Origin of the sequence: Paenibacillus sp. G2S3, assembly GCF_030123105.1 — a bacterium.
In the GTDB taxonomy this organism is placed as follows: domain Bacteria; phylum Bacillota; class Bacilli; order Paenibacillales; family Paenibacillaceae; genus Paenibacillus_AQ.
This window is the reverse complement of sequence record NZ_CP126095.1, coordinates 2,544,528-2,561,642: the sequence shown is the minus strand read 5'-3', so window position 1 is coordinate 2,561,642 and position 17,115 is coordinate 2,544,528. Positions and strand designations below refer to the sequence as shown.

Below are 17,115 nucleotides of genomic sequence, written 5' to 3'. Positions count from 1 at the left end.
TAAAGATTCAATGAGGCGTTTATAATTTTTATTTTATTCTAAAAATCGTTACGGATTGCTTCGGAAACTCATAAGTAAAGCTGCTGCCCACTGTCGTAAAATTGCTTTGTTTAGGGGAGACAAGCTCTTTATTCTCGAAGTTATTTTCATCCTCAAGCTTGTATCCCGACAGTACATATACTGCGACGGACAAGTCCTTTTTTGCCAACTCTTCTAATATAATCTCAGCAGAAACGCTGCTCTCTTGTACGTTCACTGTTTTAAGAATGATATCCCCTGTGGAATCCTCCACACTTGCTGTGTAATACAGCGGTTCGATGACCGGAAGTTTGTCCTCCGTCTCATTGATCAGCTCTCCGTTAATATAAGTACGAATATGTCTGCCTGATACTTCTAGCTTCAGATCGTATTCTACGTCTGTTTCAACCGTAAACATTGAATGCGTCAGGACTGAGTTTCTCCCGTTAATGATAGAGGCCACAATGGAATCCTGATTCTGCCAGCCACCTAGTTCCCAATACAAATGATTCTGATCATCAGCTTTGCCAAAATAGAACACAAACCCTTTATTCCCTGCAGTTCTCGTAGCCTTAAAATTCAAGGTATAGCTCTCCCAGTTCGTCTCTCCAAGCTCTATTGTTCTTGTGGCCGTTCCATTCTGAGCAGGCTCAGGCAGGTTTGATACTTCTTCTGACAGATCAGAATACGTCTTCACTTCTCCCGTAATATTGTTCACCAATGTGATATCTGAATATCGAGCAGCGGATGCATCCACGCCCAAGCTAACCGCTCCTGTGATCGCTTCATTTCTGCGTTCCTCGGGTGCTGTGAAGCCGTTCGCTTTTATCTCCAGTAGCTGATCTCCCTGATGGTTCATGAATAGCTTTTGAACATAGTAGTTCGCAGTTCCGTACACCTCATGATTATTAAACCAGATTAGATCCGGCTTCCAGTTAATATAATCCACATTGCAGAGCATAGGCGCATAACATGCCAAGCCAACCGCATGAGCGTTGTTCTGAAGTCCCGTCATAAAAGCCGCTTCCACTAGCGCGTTATAATAGGTATTGCCCCATGAAGCATATTCGCCTAAGAATACTTTCGGTTCATCCGCCTTAAAGTCATCATAACGATGATGATTTGCCAGAAACCATTCTGGAGTACAGTAGTAATGCTCGTCTACGAGATCAGACCTATTCTCTTTTGCCGATGTCCAGCCCCGTTCATATTCCTTACCTGCAGAGAATGGACCGCTCGAATTAATGACCTTAATTTCTGGATATTTCTCTTTAATGGCTTGATGAAAGTAAGGATATCGCTCGAAAAAGGGTGCGCCTACCTCTTCATTGCCGATGCCGATATACTCTAGGTTAAAAGGTTCCCTGTGACCAAGCTCCGCACGTATGCTGCCCCACTTGGATGTAGGGTCACCATTGGCAAATTCGATCAAATCCAGTGCATCCTCAACCCAGGGCATCAATTCATCCAGCGGCACCATACGTTTATGATGCGGATCGTAGCCTCCCGGAAGAACAGGAATCGGCTTAGCTCCAATATCCTCACAGAACTGAAAATATTCAAAATATCCTAACCCAAGCGTCTGATTGTAGGACCAGTTATTCCGCCTTGCCGGCCTTTGTGCCACATCGCCAATTGTATTCTTCCATCTATACATGGAATCTCTGTCATCTGGATTCAAAGAACCATCATGCACCAGACAACCTCCCGGAAACCGCATAAATTTAGGCTTTAAATCGGCGAGTAACAGTGAAATATCTTCACGCATACCCCCGGGTCTGCTCATAAAGGTCTTCTCTGGAAAGAGAGAAACCATGTCCAGATATACCTTTCCGCTCCCTTTGGTAACGATTACAAGACGTGAGCTATTATCCGTAGCATTAGCCTTAATTACTGCTTCGTATCGTGTCCATTCAGAGTTATTTATGCCTATTTCCGTTTCACCAAGAACGGTGCCATTAATACTTTCAATGGTTACGATAAGGGATACATCAAAGCTTGTCTCTCGACGAGCATATATCGAGAACTTATAATTCTCGCCCTCTTTTACTGGAATGCCACTATTGAATCCCAGATTCATCAGCCCAACGCCGTCACCCTCAGCCACAATATCAACGGCTACATAATGCGGATTACGATCATTCAAGGGCTCGCTATCTTCCACGGTGATTACGGCTTTTCCATCTCCACGTTCCACTGGCTCCCAAGCCATTAACGCATGATAATCGGCCCGGTCAATCGGATCAAATTCAAAGGATCGATTCTGAACCAGCTCAGCATAAAGTCCACCATCTGCCGCATGATTTAAATCCTCAAAGAAAATCCCGAATAAATCATCTAATACTGCACCACGCTTCTGTGTATGTATGGTCAGAGTTTCTTTTGTCTTCATTCTTTCATCACTCCCTTATCGAATTCAATTCAACTTAGTTTATATTTATATTACTTAGTTCATATCTATATAAATTATTATAGTGATTTCAGTTCGCATCCGTCAATTCAGACTTATCGCAAGGGCTATAGATCATAAATATCATGAACTCCTTTGATATGAACAACAAAAAAGCCGATATCGTATGAGAATCCATACGACATCGACCTTTATAACACAAGTCCATTTATAACATACTCATTTATTTGGCAGTCATTTGCCCCACTAAGAATTCAACAAAATCAGTTGATTTGTTCTTATCTTCACCTTCTCCAAACACCCCGATGATCATCTTACGTGAGTGAATCGGAAGATCTGTAGCAAACTTCGTATCTGTAATATCTACGCCAGTGATCCATTCTTCGCCGTTCTCCGTATTTTTAATACGTTTCAAACGAATATCATCTGAAGGAAGTCCCGCTGATTTCACAAACGGTTCCAGATTCTTAAGTCCTTGCTGCTGTCCGATCCAATCAAAAGTAGCATCATCCAAAATAAGAATATCCGGACGATCCGCCGCCAGCATCGCCATCGCGCGCTGGATATAAGTCATGTCTAACGCGCCTCCACCTTCTCCACCTGTTGAGGGTAGGTATACTACTTCCGTCTTCACACGCTTCCAAGCTGGATAACGATTGACTATCTCTTGTTTAAGCTCTTCATCCTTACCTGATGGATCCTGGGATTCATAGTTTCCTAGGAACATGATAGTTACATCCACTGGCGGAAGTGAAGCTTCATATTTTTTAGCTTGATATTGATTATAAAGAGCGTTACCTCCAAAGATTAGCACCAACAGCACGATGATAGACACAAAAGTATGGACCTTATAAAGCCTAAAAAAATTCTCCGATTTACGCGCTATGCCGGAAAATGCTCCCCATTTCTCTAGCCGCTTATCCTCCGCCTCCTGAATTTCCTGCTGATCCAACCCGTCTAGGATCGTTTTGAAAGCCAGAAATTCTTCTTCATAGGCTGCCGCCTCAGTTTCTGAAGAGTTTGATTTACGACGTTTTAAGAGCAAATCAAACTTTTTATTCAGTTCCTCCCGGGTAATGTCTTCAGGCAAGTCCAAACGTTCATAGGCCTCTTTTAACTTCTCATTCAAATTGATGTCTCCTTCCTGATGCTTAACTGGATATCTAATCATAAATTTGGTTCTATGTATTGATTTCAGGTGAACATACTAACTATGCAAAAGAATGAGCGAATTCGTGAAATAAACAACATATGAACTCAATTAAACTATATCATGGAGTGCTAGACGCTAACAAGTAAGCGTTTATCATAAGGCCAAGAGGCAACTCTATCTCTCTAGTCCAAACCATGCAGCTGTTTAAATTGCTCAGGACTCATCCCGGTCAACCGCTTAAAGACTAAACAAAAATAGCTGGCATTTTCAAAGCCCACTAACTGAGCAATTTCATACATTTTTTTATCTCGTTCATTAAACATTAGCTGTTTACTCAAGTTGATACGTTGCTTGTTGATATAGGTTACTGGTCGATCATGAATTGTTTTTTGAAAAAGCCTACATAAGTACTGTGGCGACACCGCGATAGCCTCCGCAAGTTCCTTTAATGGAAGCGCCCTATGTAGATTACTTTCTATATGATGAAGCACAGGTTTTATTCGTTCCAATTCCAGAGCCTCATTTAGAGGAGAGACTAGGTTGCTTTTTAAATCTAGCAGCAGCGCATAAAGTTGTTTGGATCGTTCCAGATTCGTTTCCAGATCATTGCTATCTGACAAGTTGAGCATTTCCTTAAAAGGATTTAGCCACTTATCCTCCTTCAATTTTGCAGGTCCTGATTCACGGATTCCTGCGTATAGCAGCATTTGACCGGCCTCTCTACCATTGAATGAAATCCATGACAGCTTCCACTTACTGCTGATTGGCGCATACGAATGCGTAATATTCGGGAACAAAAAGAAAACATCCCCTGGACCGACAATATATCGTTTCTCATGAATGACAAGTTCCCCTTTGCCCTCGTGAATCTGATGTATTTGATAATCCGGAAATCCAGTAGGACGTATGGTTTCTGCCTGATGCTCCCAAAAGCCTATCGTTGTAGCATACAGCGGCAGCATGTTCGTATCTTCCGTTTGGCAAAAAATAATCTTGCTCTCCAACACAATCACTCGTTTCATATTTTGTTATTAATGATGAAAAATCTTTTATATCTCTTAACATTACTCCATTTTATAATATGAATATAATAACATCACTATTATAAAGGAGATTTACTCATGCGAGCAAAATTTGTTTATCAACCTCCTGCAAACGGTTATCCAGAATGGAATAATAATCCGGAAATATTCGAACTGAATCGATTGGAGGCTCATGCTTCCATTATTCCTTATAGCAATCTATCCCAAGCCCTGGTAAGCGATAAAGAAACCTCGCGATACTACAAAACGCTTAATGGTATTTGGAATTTTTCCTTTTCCGAAACGCCGGATCTACGGGTCGTGGATTTCTATAAAGCTGATTTCGATTGCAGCACTTGGGCTACGATTCCTGTACCTTCTCATTGGCAATTCCATGGCTATGATTACCCGCAATATACGAATGTAAGATATCCTTGGGCGGAATCCGAGCCCGATCTCAAGCCACCCTTTGCTCCGACAAAATATAATCCCGTAGGCTCGTACATCCGAACCTTTACTGTACCTGAGACCTGGAACGGTCAACCCGTGTATCTTAGCTTTCAGGGGGTTGAATCCGCTTTCTATGTGTGGGTAAACGGTGAACGGGTCGGATACTGTGAAGACACCTTTACACCTTCGGAGTTCGATATTACCCCTTATTTAATTGCTGGTGATAATAAACTAGCTGTTGAGGTCTATCGTTGGTGTGATGCCAGTTGGCTGGAGGATCAAGATTTTTGGCGGCTTAGCGGTATTTTTCGGGAGGTTTATCTGTACACAGCCCCTTCCGTTCATGTTGCTGATTTTTTCGTTCAAACCGAGCTTGATGAAAATTTCGTACATGCGAATTTAAACGTAGACATCAAAGTGGAGAATTATTTTAACGAGAAGCTAAACCCTTATACACTGCAAATGCAGCTATACAATAAAGAGGATCAGCCTGTATGGGACGCTCCAATATCTACACTTACTTCCTTTGATCAAGAGGGCGTTCAGCATTTCAAGCTTTCTGAGCATGTAGAAGAGCCCTATAAGTGGAGTGCTGAGACACCGTATCTTTATACATTGGTTCTCTCCATGATTGACGATAAAGGGAACACTACTGAAACGGTCAGCTGTAAGGTTGGGTTTCGCACCTTTGAGATCAAAGACGGACTTATGAAGATCAACGGCAAAAGAATCGTACTTAAAGGCGTTAACCGGCACGAGTTCTCTTGTGACACAGGACGTGCGCTATCCAAAGACGACATGATCCGAGATATTAAACTGATGAAAACACATAATATTAATGCTGTTCGGACCTCCCACTACCCAAATCAGTCCGTTTGGTACGAACTTTGCGATGAATACGGTCTTTATGTAATCGATGAAACCAATCTGGAAACGCACGGCACTTGGCAGTATGGGCAACAAGGAATACATGAGGGAAATGTACCTGCAAGCAAACCGGAATGGCGGGCCAATGTGATTGACCGTTGCAACTCCATGATGCAAAGAGATAAGAACCATCCTTCGGTTATCATCTGGTCGCTGGGGAATGAATCCTACGGCGGCGATAATTTCATCGCCATGCATGACTATCTCAGAGAAACCGATCCATCAAGACCTGTTCATTATGAAGGGATCTTTCATTGCAGAGAGTCAGAAGCAGCTAGTGATATAGAGTCGACCATGTATGCTAAACCGCATGATATTGAAAAGTATGCACTGGGTCATCCTCAGAAGCCTTATATCATCTGCGAATACAGCCATGCTATGGGGAACTCCTGTGGTGGACTACACTTATACACGGACATGTTTGACAAGTACGATATTTTTCAAGGGGCATTTATTTGGGATTGGGTGGATCAGGCCATCTCAACCAAAACGTCTGAAGGTACCCCATATCTTGCATATGGCGGAGACTTCGGCGAGTCACCTCATGATGGAAACTTTAGCGGTAACGGATTACTTTTTGCCGATCGTTCGGTTACTCCAAAGCTATTTGAGGTCAAAAAATGCTATCAAAATATTAAAGTGACTGCTTTAAATATCCGTGAAGGTCTCTTTCAGATTCGCAATAACTTTTTATTTACCGACATTGAACAGTACGAACTTAAATGGGAGGTAACTTTAGACGGAGTAACAGCTCAAGACGGCATAATGCAAATCTCTGCTGCACCAGGAGAAATCGTTGAATGCACTATCCCTTATGAACTGATTTCACATAGAGGCGATCACGAAGCTATTCTGAATCTCTCCTTCATTCAGCGTTCTGCAACTTCTTGGGCTGATGCTAACCACGAAATCGCTTGGGAACAGTTCATTCTGTCCCCACGTATCGTAACAATGGCTCCTAAGACAACAGATGGGACTTTACATGTGCAGGAACATGAAGATACATTGAGCGTACAAGGTGGGAATTTCATTCTGACCTTTAATACGACAACAGGTGAGCTATGCTCATACAATGCTTCAGGTAAAGAACATCTGCTTGAGCCCGTAAGACCTAACTTCTGGAGAGCGGTCACGGATAATGATCTTGGCAATGGATTGCAAAAGCGCTGTGCAGTGTGGAAGCAAGCTTCTAATGAGCGGAATCTGGTGAGCATGGTATATAGAACCGAAGGGAATCTCTGTTTCGTTTCCACTACTTACCTTCTGCCAACGAATCCGTACTCCACCCTTCTGGTTCAATATGAAATTCGCCCTGACGGGTCTTTAGAGATCCTGCAAGAACTGAATCCGGGTAGTAGCGACCTCCCAGAAATTCCTGAGTTCGGAATGATGTTCGTGCTTGACGGAAGACTCGATACTCTTTCATGGTACGGCCGCGGACCCCATGAGAATTATTGGGATAGACAGACCGGAGCACCACTTGGGCGCTATACTGGCAAAGTCAGTGACCAGTTCACCCCTTATCTTAGACCGCAGGAGTGCGGCAACAAGACTGACGTCAGATTTGCTTCAATTACAGAGGGCAATGATGGAACAGGACTCTATTTTGATAGTGCAATCCCTATGGAGATTAATGCTCTGCCTTGGAAACCCGAGGAATTGGAAACACATGATCACGTATATAAATTGCCAGTCTCGAACAAAAGTGTACTGAGAGTCAACTACAAGCAAATGGGAGTTGGCGGTGACGACAGCTGGGGTGCACCAACACACGAAGAGTTCACTCTGCCGGCTAATCGCCCATATGCCTTCCGCTTCACCCTTTCTCCACTCTAATTTCATCGATTAAAAAAGGCCGTCCTGGTTGGATTCTACCAAACAGGACGGCCTTTTTCTATTTATTTCAGGGCTAACATTCCTTGTCTGAACTCCGAAGGGCTCAGCCCTACATTTTTCTTGAATTGTTTGGAGAAATAATAGAGATCACTAAACCCGAGATCCTGTGCAATTTCTCCGACAGTGCTTTGTGTGCTCCTCAGTAGCTCCTTGGCCTTAGCAATCTTTTTTCTGGTGATATACTGAATGGGAGGAACTCCGATTTGCTGTTTAAATAGACGAATAAAATAGTTGGGATGCATATAAGCCATCTCCGCTAGCTCATGTATGGTGAGATTCTGCTCGATATGGGCATCAATGTATGCTAAGATTTTTGTTAATTTTTCAACAGAGGCCAAATTCCTAAAGATAATATCGTCTACATCGGTATTCATAATAAAATAAGAAAATAACTCCATTAACTTACTTTTGGCTAACAATTGTGCATACACAGCATCAGACTTCATATGACTTGTCAGGCTGCTGAATATCTCTTGGATTACTTGATGATCTATATCTCTACATACATGGCTTAACTCAATCATTTTGAACAGATTAAGGTCTCCGACTTTTGCACTGAAATGGCACCAATACTTCTCAAAGGGTTGATCACTTATACAAGAATAAGATTGCTTAACTCCCTCAGGCATCAAAAAAAGCTGACCAGGCTTAGGATAATATTCTTGATCCCCAATTTTTAACCAGCCCTCCCCCGCGCAAATAAAATAAAATTTACTATAGTCAGGGGTATAGTCAATATCTCTCCAGTCTAGGCCACAAAGATTGTAGTCAGCCATAAATAAATCAACCTTTAAATTGGATAAATAATTTGTAAGCAAAGCCTGGTTACCCATCCCTTATTCCGCCTTATTAGGTTAGTTTTGTACATCTAAAAGTTAATGTCCTACATTTTGATTCCCCCATCCAAACCCTACAATGAAGAAGAAATAAACGTTGAAAGGATGAGCACAAAATGATGGATAAAAGCAATTATTTAAAAGTAATCGAAGATACAATCTCGAATGGAAGATTCAAAGCCGAATGGGATTCTCTAAGTCAATTTCAAGTACCTGCGTGGTATCAGCAAGCCAAGTTTGGTATTTTCATTCATTGGGGTCTTTATTCTATTCCGGCCTTCGCCAATGAATGGTATCCCCGAAATATGTATATCCAGGGATCACGGGAATATGAGCACCACCTTGCTACTTATGGAGAGCATAAAGCTTTTGGGTATAAGGATTTTATTCCTTTGTTCAAGGCCGACCACTTCAACGCTGAGGAATGGGCTAATCTCTTCAAATTATCTGGTGCCAAATACGTAATGCCAGTCGCAGAGCATCATGACGGCTTGCAAATGTATAAAAGCGCTTACTCCAACTATAACACATATGAAATGGGTCCTATGCGGGATTTAGTGGGTGAAATGAAAAGCGCCTTTGAGCAGCAGGGATTAGAGTTTTGTGTATCTTCCCATAGAGCTGAGCACTGGTTCTTTCTGTCTCATGGCAAGGAATTTGATTCCGATATCCAGGAACCGCTTGTATGTGGTGATTTCTATTGGCCAGCTATGCCCGAACCAGACCATCAAGATTTATTCGGCTCCCCGCCCAATCAAGAATTTCTGGAGGATTGGTTAATTCGCTGCTGTGAGCTGGTGGACAATTATCAGCCGAAGGTCTTTTACTTTGATTGGTGGATTCATACAGCCGCCTTCAAACCCTATCTCAAAAAGTTCGCCGCTTACTATTACAATAAAGGAGAGGAATGGGGAACTCCGGTTGCAATTAATTATAAGCATGATGCATTTATGTTTGGCTCAGCGATCCCGGATATTGAGCGAGGTCATTTTGCTGAGCTTAAGCCTTATTTCTGGCAGACGGATACAGCAGTAGCCAAAAATTCATGGTGTTATACAGCGGATAATGACTATAAATCTACTGAAGAAATCATCAGAGATCTAGTAGATATCGTAAGTAAAAATGGCAGCTTGCTGCTGAATATAGGTCCTAAAGCGGATGGCAGCATTCCCGCAGAGGATCGGGAGATTCTGCTTGGCATCGGAGATTGGCTAAAGGTGAATGGTGAAGCGATCTATGACACGACTTACTGGCGCATCTTCGGTGAAGGTCCTACGAAGATCATCGAAGGTCAATTCACGGATGGAACCACAAAAAACTTCACAAGTGAAGATATCCGCTTTACGGTGAAAGGCAGTTATCTTTACGCTACCGTTCTTGTATATCCAGAGAATGGGATCGTTCATATCCAATCTCTTAAAGAAAAGTCCGTTCACTTCCATGGGATGATAAAAGATATCCATATCTTAGGCTTTGATGAACGGCCTACTTGGGACAGAACGGAGGAAGCCTTGGTTATAAAAACAACCTCCGTACGCAGTGAGACTCCGGTTGTTCTGCGAATTGAATTGGATTAAGACAAAAAGTGTTTGCTCAGCAGTCCTATTGTAGTTACTCTACATTAGGACTTTTTGAGCCACGTCAGAACAATAGGCTTGTACAAATCAAATAGCCATAATGTGTTTTGTCCATTGAGTAAAAGAAGACTTTAAATTATGATAGTTTTCATCGAGAATGATTATCATTATTGGTGATCGCTACATATTTTAGGGAGGCAATATTATATGAATAAGGTAAGACAACCGTTCGCCGTGTTATGTGTACTCTTACTGATGACTACATTACTACTCGCGTGCGGAAACTCGGAAGAACAACCAGCCAAGAACAATGCGTCTCACGCAGCCGGAAATAATACTTCAGCTACCACTGCACCTTCTCCAGAAACATCCGACAAGGACACTAATGAAACTGCGGCAACTACTCGCTCCTACACGGATTACATAGGTCATACCGTAGAAATTCCTGTTAACCCTAAGCGCGTGATTTATTCAGGAGAAACCTATGGTGATCTACTCGCTCTTGGTGTGCAAGCGGTAGGATATCCACTTTCCATGGGTGAGGGTCAGGTTTTTGAAGATCAGCTTCAAGGTGTCGAGGATGTAGGGTTCCCTATCAATCTGGAAAAGACGCTGGAACTTCAACCTGATTTGATTATTTATGCGGGCACAGATGAAACTGATTTTGAGCAGCTGTCCAAAATCGCACCTACAATCATTTTTGATACCTTTGCCCCATTACAAGAACGAATGCTGGACATTGGTGGAATTCTTGGTAAAACAACAGAAGCAGAAGCATGGCTAGCCCAGTATAAAACCGCTGAAGAGGCCATGTGGAAACAATTGAAGTCCGCTGGTATGCAAGAAGGTGAAACAGCTGCGGTCTTCACTTATTATCCAGGAGACAGACTGTTTATAATGGCGGCGACCGGACTTTCACAGGTCCTTTATGGGGAGAAAGGCTTCAAGCCAACTCCAGCTATTCAGAAGGTACTGGATGAAGGTAAAGGCTTCCAGGAAGTATCTATGGAAGTCCTGAAAGAATATGCCGGAGACCGGATATTCCTCTTGACTCCAGTCGCGGATGAAGCAAAACAATCCACAGAAAATCTATTAAAAAGTCCTATCTGGAAAAGCCTGCCCGCCGTCAAGAACGAATATGTCTATACACAAGACATCATGAAGACCTCCAGTGATGCAACAACGAGAGATTGGCTGCTCGGAGAAATTCCTCAGCTATTAAAAATGAAATAACCCTCCATGATTCGAGTGTTTAGCACACGGCTGATAGAAAACTGCAAGAAGCATATCAACAGTTGTTGATATGCTTCTTTGTTTTATATACAATAAATTCATTGATAATCATTCTCACCAAAAGACGGAGGCTGAACTATGCTGCAAACTTCACTATCCTGCCCCCCGCTCCACTCTCTGCTGTTTCAGCTGATCGATGCCGAACTGATACTTCAAGCTGCCGATTCAAGCTCTGTATCACGTACAACTCATGACTATACCCTTCTCGTTTTTACTGGGGGGAACGGGCACCTGAACCTCGATGATCAGAGCGTGACGCTGATTTCAGATAAATGTTATCTACTAGCTCCCGGAATCTCCTATAGTACGAGCAATCAGGAAATGACCATGTATTATTATCTCATCACTTTTACAGCAATTTATACAAAAGTGCAGCCGGAACGTTATTCTGGTGAACTACTTTCAGGCAGACGCGAATTAATTGTCCATCCGTTTACCAAAGTAATCCGCCTTGTGGAAGATCTACTTATGAACAAGAATAGCTCCGATGATGTACAGCAATTCAAGCGACAATTGAAATTCCAAGAATTGATGCTGCTATTTTTTGAGCATAATTATCCTTCCAAGCACCTGCCAAGTCCCACAGAATCCGTAGAAATGACTATACAATTCATAGAGGAGCATTATACAGAGAGTATCACCGTGAAGCAGTTGGCTGAGCTGGCGGGGATATCGTTCTGGCAGTATACACCGATCTTTCAACAGCTTACCGGCAAAAAGCCCCTTGAGTACCTGACCGATCTGCGCATTAGTCATTCCAAGCGCTTCCTCTTGGAGTCGACTGAACCGCTGCGGGAAATTGCCCGACTGGTCGGTTTTTCCGATGAATATTATTTCAGCCGCCGCTTTCGGCAAAAAACCGGAGTTACCCCCGGACAATATGCGCATCAGCGAGGTCGTAAGCTCACTGTAAAAGATTGGACAGGCCATGAGGTGGAGATTCCAGAGCGAGCGAGACGTATTGTCTATCATGGGGAGACACTTGGTGATCTTCTCGCGCTAGGCGTGAAGCCCATCGGAGGAGATGAAGCGTTCGCACGGAACAGCGTCTATAAACATCGGCTTAAGAAGCTCGCCAATGTTGGTTTTCCGCTGGACCCGCAGTTGACCGCTTCACTAAATCCAGATTTGATCATTATGGCCAATAGTGATGAAAGAGCCTACAGAGCTGTTTCCAGCATCGCTCCGACAGTCACCTTTGATTCCTTTGCACCACTCGAAAGTCGAATGCGGATACTCGGTAGTTGGCTCGGTAAACAACACGAAGCCGAAGCGTGGCTAGAGTCATTTACAATCAAAAACGCTGCCATGTGGCAGCAGCTTTACGGGACTAGTCTCCAAGCTGGAGAGACCGCCTCTGCTTTGGTCTATGACCATGGAAATCATCTGTATGCTATGGGAATGTCCGGATTCTCCAGTGCACTTTATGCTCCGTGTGGTCTACAACCGACCGAGGACATCCAAGCTATATTAGATGAAGGATTAGGATTCGCCGAAGTTGATCCCGTGCGGCTTCCTGCCTACGCCGGAGATCATATCTTTATGCTCATCCCCGAAGAGCAAAACTCTCGAGCCGCTATGGAGCAGCTTCTAGACAGCTCACTTTGGAGAAGTCTCCCGGCAGTACGTCACGGACAGGTGTATCTGCTCGACGGTAGTAAATGGAACTCTAGTGACGCATTAACTCGGGAGAAGCTACTAACATTATTGCCTAAACTGCTAGGAGGAAGTTCCACTAGCACCTGAAGCTGGGTCTAGGATTCTCTTTTGACTTTTTAAAACTTCATAGGGTATACTTTATCTACGCTTAATTTCCAACTTTTACAGTTGAAAAGCGGGGGAACCAGTTAATTGGGGCGAATCATTGAGCATTTGAATGTAGGGTACCATCTTACCCGAGTCCGTCAGCTAACCTCGTCAGCAGTGGATGGGTCTGCTTTTCCTGTTATTTACATAACCAGAGACCCTTGCTAAGGGTCTCTTTTTGTGTTTTTTGGACCCTGCTGGCAGTAGATTGGCCTTTGACACTAAGGCTCCCTCTTTTCTCACACAAAGGGACAAAGGAGAGATGTAAGTGCAAAAGGTAAAATACTTCACGGATATTAACAAAATCGCTATGTTGTCTGAGCTGGAAAAAGAGAATCAGAAAGAAATTACCGACAAATTTGTTTTTCGTGTGAATGACTACTATCTGTCTTTGATCAACTGGGACGATCCAGATGATCCCATTCGTAAGCTGGTTATCCCTAACGAAGGTGAACTGCTGGAATATGGACGCTGGGATGCCTCAGATGAAGACACCAATTATGTTGTACCGGGTTGTCAGCACAAGTATCAAACAATAGCATTACTGATTGTATCCGAGGTCTGCGGAGCCTATTGCCGCTACTGCTTCCGTAAACGACTGTTCCGAAATGACGTGAAGGAAGCCATGTCTGATGTCTCTCCGGGGCTGGAGTATATTGCGAACCACCCTGAGATTAACAACGTTCTTCTTACCGGCGGTGATAGTTTAATTCTATCCACACCTAAGCTAAGATCCATTATTGAAAAATTGAGAAGCATTGAGCATGTCAAGATTATCAGATTAGGCTCGAAGATTCCCGTGTTTAATCCGATGCGGATCTCTGAAGACGAAGCACTGCTGGAGCTGATTCGCACTTACTCTACCGAAGACAAGCGAATCTATGTTATGGCGCATATCAATCATCCTCGTGAAATCACACCTGAAGCCAAAAAAGCATTTAAAGCCCTCCACAACGCTGGGGCAATTGTCGTAAATCAGACCCCAGTCCTTAAAGGCATCAACGATGATCCCGTTATATTGGGAGAATTACTAGACCGACTCTCTTGGGCTGGCGTTACCCCTTACTACTTTTTCGTGAATCGTCCAGTTGCCGGAAATCGAGATTTTGTATTGCCTCTTGAACAGGTCTATCAAATTGTAGAAGAAGCCAAAGCCAGAACCTCAGGACTCGGCAAAAGAGTACGCTTATCCATGTCACACACCTCCGGAAAGATAGAAATTCTCGCAATTAATAACGGAAAAGCCTATCTCAAATACCATCAATCCAGAGATCAGGAATACGGAAAGTTTATGATTCTAGATTGCCCTAAGGAAGCAGAATGGTTCGATGACCTGCCTGGGAATGAGGAATATTGGACCCCACCTGTGAAAAAGAACGATGCCATTATTTCTGTTAATGAGTTATCAGACAAGTCTGCGGATCTGATCTGTAAATAATTCAATCAACTCTTTTAATAAAAATCCTGACCATGATACTCAGAAGACTCAAATGAAATAAAAGCCCCACCATAAAGTATGCAAGCACACTAAAACTACTAGCCGCATTTATAACAAAAAATAACTTAGCAGGCCAATACGTAGGAATCCACGCACCGGTAAATTGCCATGGTGATGGAACAAAATAAGCTACGATTGGCCCTGCTATAAACAAACCACCTATCTTGGATAAAGCTAAGCCCTCTACCTTATTTGCAGCGAATGAAGCAAGAAATAGAGCAAAGCAAGGTGCTTCAATGGCTAATAATAAAAGAATGTATATATGCTCTAATTGAAAGCTAGATAAGCCGGAAACTATAAAATATAGCGATGAAAGAAGTGTACAGAGTACAGATGGAAGGAATAGTCGATACACCATGTATCCTCTGCGCATTAATGGCGTAACCGCATAATAAGAGATGACATTCTCATCTCGTTCATCAAGCATTAAAAGACCTGTCATCATACCGGTTAGCATAGGAAAGGTCACGCCTAAAAAAATCGCAGCAAAGCTACTATATTTATATAAATCGAAAGCATAACCATTCGTCAGCCAATCGGCAATCATTGGAAATCCAAACCTTGAGACCACTAGAAGCGCTAAAGGAGCAAAGATGCCGACCATAAGCACCGGATCCAACCCAGCATGCCGGATATCGCTTATAAAAAGCGTATGATACTTCTTCATCTCCCGCCTCCTCCCTTACCTATGCGCATCATTACATGTTGCACGAAGGACTTTTTTGCCCATACGTATATCACTACATTCCAAAGCAGTAATATCGATATGGAATACATGTAATTGCCAAATGACAAAGATGAGGTGCCCGAACTCAACAATCTAAGTGTTCCTTCTGTAGGAAACAAGAGAAAAAGCTTGGAGTTCCACACCTTAAAGTAACCAAGCAATGGCAGTATAAAAGGTAATACGAATACTTGCGAGAGTAGAATGAATCCATTAATTGTTCGGCAACGAGCCACAACTCCTATCGACAATAGCGTCATAAAGCTAGATGTTAGAATGATTCCAATAGAAAAGCCCATCGGCGATTGCGGAATTCCGCTCGCTACTACATGAATAACCCATGCGGCTAACAGGGACAGTACAGAAAATGAGCCAGCTTTTGAAAGTAAATATTCCCTAATACGAATCGGAGTAACGAATAAAGGATCATGGATACCCTGATCTCTTTCTAGCAGAACAATCCCCCCTGCGAGAATAAGCCCCAAAGCACTCGGATCACTAAAGGTCAATAACAGCATCGTTTGTTCCCGATAATGATCAGGAATAAGATGCAGCAATACCAAATAGAACGTACAGATAATAATGTAGATCCAATAAAACCCATGCCGCCATTGAAACCGGATGTCAAAGGCAAACGCAGATCTGAATCTCATGTTAACTGCCTCCCAGTTACGTCAATAAAGATTTGTTCCAAAGACGCCTCCAGCGAATGAATGGTTTCTATTGGATGCTCACGAACAAGCTTTAAGAAATATTCGTTCTCCCCTATATCATCAAGTGAGAATTCCTCATTTCTAACTTCATTATGATGGCGATATTCCAGCCGCACTCGTTTTTTTCCATTAAGAAGCTTAAGCTCACGAGGAGAATCAATCAACTTAATCTGCCCGTCTACAATAAAAGCGACCCTGTCACAGAGCTCCTCAGCGGCTTGCATATTGTGTGTTGTTATAATTACTGTTGTCCCAGATGCCTTCTTTTCCAGAATTAAATCCTTCATTCTTTTGGCATTGACGGGATCGAGCCCGGAAGTAGGTTCATCCAGAAATAGAATTTGTGGGTCATTTAAGAGTGATCTGCAGAAATTCAGTCTCATCTTCATCCCCTTGGATAGCTGGGAGACCTTCATGTTAGCCGCTTCTGCGAGATTTACTTGCTCCAAGAGAAACCTCGGTTCCGCTGTTCTCCCTGAATACAGAGACCGAAATAGCTGCAAATTTTCCAGCGCTGTAAACTTCGAATAGAAATTTGGAAACTCAAAAGCTACCCCTATTCGCTCAAAATACTCCGATCCGGTATTTCTTATTTCCTTGCCCATTACTTTAACGCTGCCGAGATAATTTTTTAAGACTCCAATTAGAATTTTTTGAGTTGTGCTTTTACCCGCTCCCGAAGGACCGAGAAAACCAAACACTTCTCCTTGAGGAATGGAAAAATTAAGCCCACTAAGGGTCGGCTCTTTTATTTTTGGGTAGGTAAAATGAAGCTCCTTCACTTCGATCATT

General features: G+C 42.9%; 12 protein-coding genes and 1 riboswitch. Of the genes, 5 read left to right on the top strand and 7 right to left on the bottom strand.

Going from position 1 to position 17,115, the window contains the following annotated elements:
* Positions 1-28: 28 nt before the first annotated feature.
* The 3 genes from QNH28_RS10935 to QNH28_RS10925 form a co-directional block, all read right to left on the bottom strand.
* On the bottom strand, positions 29-2,410 hold the full coding sequence (locus QNH28_RS10935; protein WP_283911378.1) for an alpha-L-arabinofuranosidase C-terminal domain-containing protein: 2,382 nt from the start codon (positions 2,408-2,410) through the stop codon (positions 29-31).
* A gap of 241 nt (positions 2,411-2,651) precedes the next feature.
* Positions 2,652-3,557: a hypothetical protein gene (locus QNH28_RS10930; protein WP_283911377.1), complete on the bottom strand. Its 906-nt coding sequence runs from the start codon at positions 3,555-3,557 to the stop codon at positions 2,652-2,654.
* 206 nt (positions 3,558-3,763) lie between these two features.
* On the bottom strand, positions 3,764-4,603 hold the full coding sequence (locus QNH28_RS10925; protein WP_283911376.1) for an AraC family transcriptional regulator: 840 nt from the start codon (positions 4,601-4,603) through the stop codon (positions 3,764-3,766).
* A gap of 99 nt (positions 4,604-4,702) precedes the next feature.
* On the opposite strand from QNH28_RS10925, the gene lacZ reads away from it, so the two are divergent.
* Positions 4,703-7,816, top strand: a complete 3,114-nt coding sequence (lacZ, locus tag QNH28_RS10920) for a beta-galactosidase, LacZ type (protein ID WP_283911375.1) — start codon at positions 4,703-4,705, stop codon at positions 7,814-7,816.
* Positions 7,817-7,878: 62 nt separating this feature from the next.
* Here the strand turns inward: lacZ and QNH28_RS10915 are convergent, their stop codons facing one another.
* Positions 7,879-8,709: an AraC family transcriptional regulator gene (locus QNH28_RS10915; protein WP_283911374.1), complete on the bottom strand. Its 831-nt coding sequence runs from the start codon at positions 8,707-8,709 to the stop codon at positions 7,879-7,881.
* 119 nt (positions 8,710-8,828) lie between these two features.
* Here QNH28_RS10915 and QNH28_RS10910 point away from each other — a divergent pair, with 119 nt between their 5' ends.
* From QNH28_RS10910 to QNH28_RS10895, 4 genes are all read left to right on the top strand, one after another.
* Entirely contained in the window at positions 8,829-10,289 is a 1,461-nt protein-coding gene (locus QNH28_RS10910; RefSeq protein WP_283911373.1) for an alpha-L-fucosidase, read from the top strand.
* A 207-nt stretch (positions 10,290-10,496) separates the two neighbouring features.
* Positions 10,497-11,522: an ABC transporter substrate-binding protein gene (locus tag QNH28_RS10905; protein WP_283911372.1), complete on the top strand. Its 1,026-nt coding sequence runs from the start codon at positions 10,497-10,499 to the stop codon at positions 11,520-11,522.
* A gap of 138 nt (positions 11,523-11,660) precedes the next feature.
* A complete protein-coding gene (locus tag QNH28_RS10900) occupies positions 11,661-13,328 on the top strand; it encodes an ABC transporter substrate-binding protein (protein WP_283911371.1) in 1,668 nt (555 codons plus the stop codon).
* 48 nt (positions 13,329-13,376) lie between these two features.
* A riboswitch (cyclic di-AMP (ydaO/yuaA leader) is annotated at positions 13,377-13,520 on the top strand.
* Positions 13,521-13,656: 136 nt separating this feature from the next.
* Entirely contained in the window at positions 13,657-14,826 is a 1,170-nt protein-coding gene (locus QNH28_RS10895; RefSeq protein ID WP_283911370.1) for a KamA family radical SAM protein, read from the top strand.
* A 1-nt stretch (position 14,827) separates the two neighbouring features.
* Here QNH28_RS10895 and QNH28_RS10890 read toward each other — a convergent pair whose 3' ends face one another.
* The 3 genes from QNH28_RS10890 to QNH28_RS10880 are packed head-to-tail and all read right to left on the bottom strand — an operon-like array spanning position 14,828 to position 17,114.
* Positions 14,828-15,553 carry a hypothetical protein gene (locus QNH28_RS10890; protein WP_283911369.1) on the bottom strand — a complete coding sequence of 242 codons (726 nt, stop codon included), beginning with the start codon at positions 15,551-15,553 and terminating at the stop codon, positions 14,828-14,830.
* Positions 15,550-16,263: a fluoroquinolone export ABC transporter permease subunit gene (locus QNH28_RS10885; RefSeq protein WP_283911368.1), complete on the bottom strand. Its 714-nt coding sequence runs from the start codon at positions 16,261-16,263 to the stop codon at positions 15,550-15,552. The genes QNH28_RS10890 and QNH28_RS10885 overlap by 4 nt, the downstream gene beginning before the upstream one ends.
* On the bottom strand, positions 16,260-17,114 hold the full coding sequence (locus QNH28_RS10880) for an ABC transporter ATP-binding protein (protein ID WP_283911367.1): 855 nt from the start codon (positions 17,112-17,114) through the stop codon (positions 16,260-16,262). Before QNH28_RS10880 ends, QNH28_RS10885 begins: the two co-directional genes overlap by 4 nt.
* Position 17,115 lies beyond the last annotated feature (1 nt).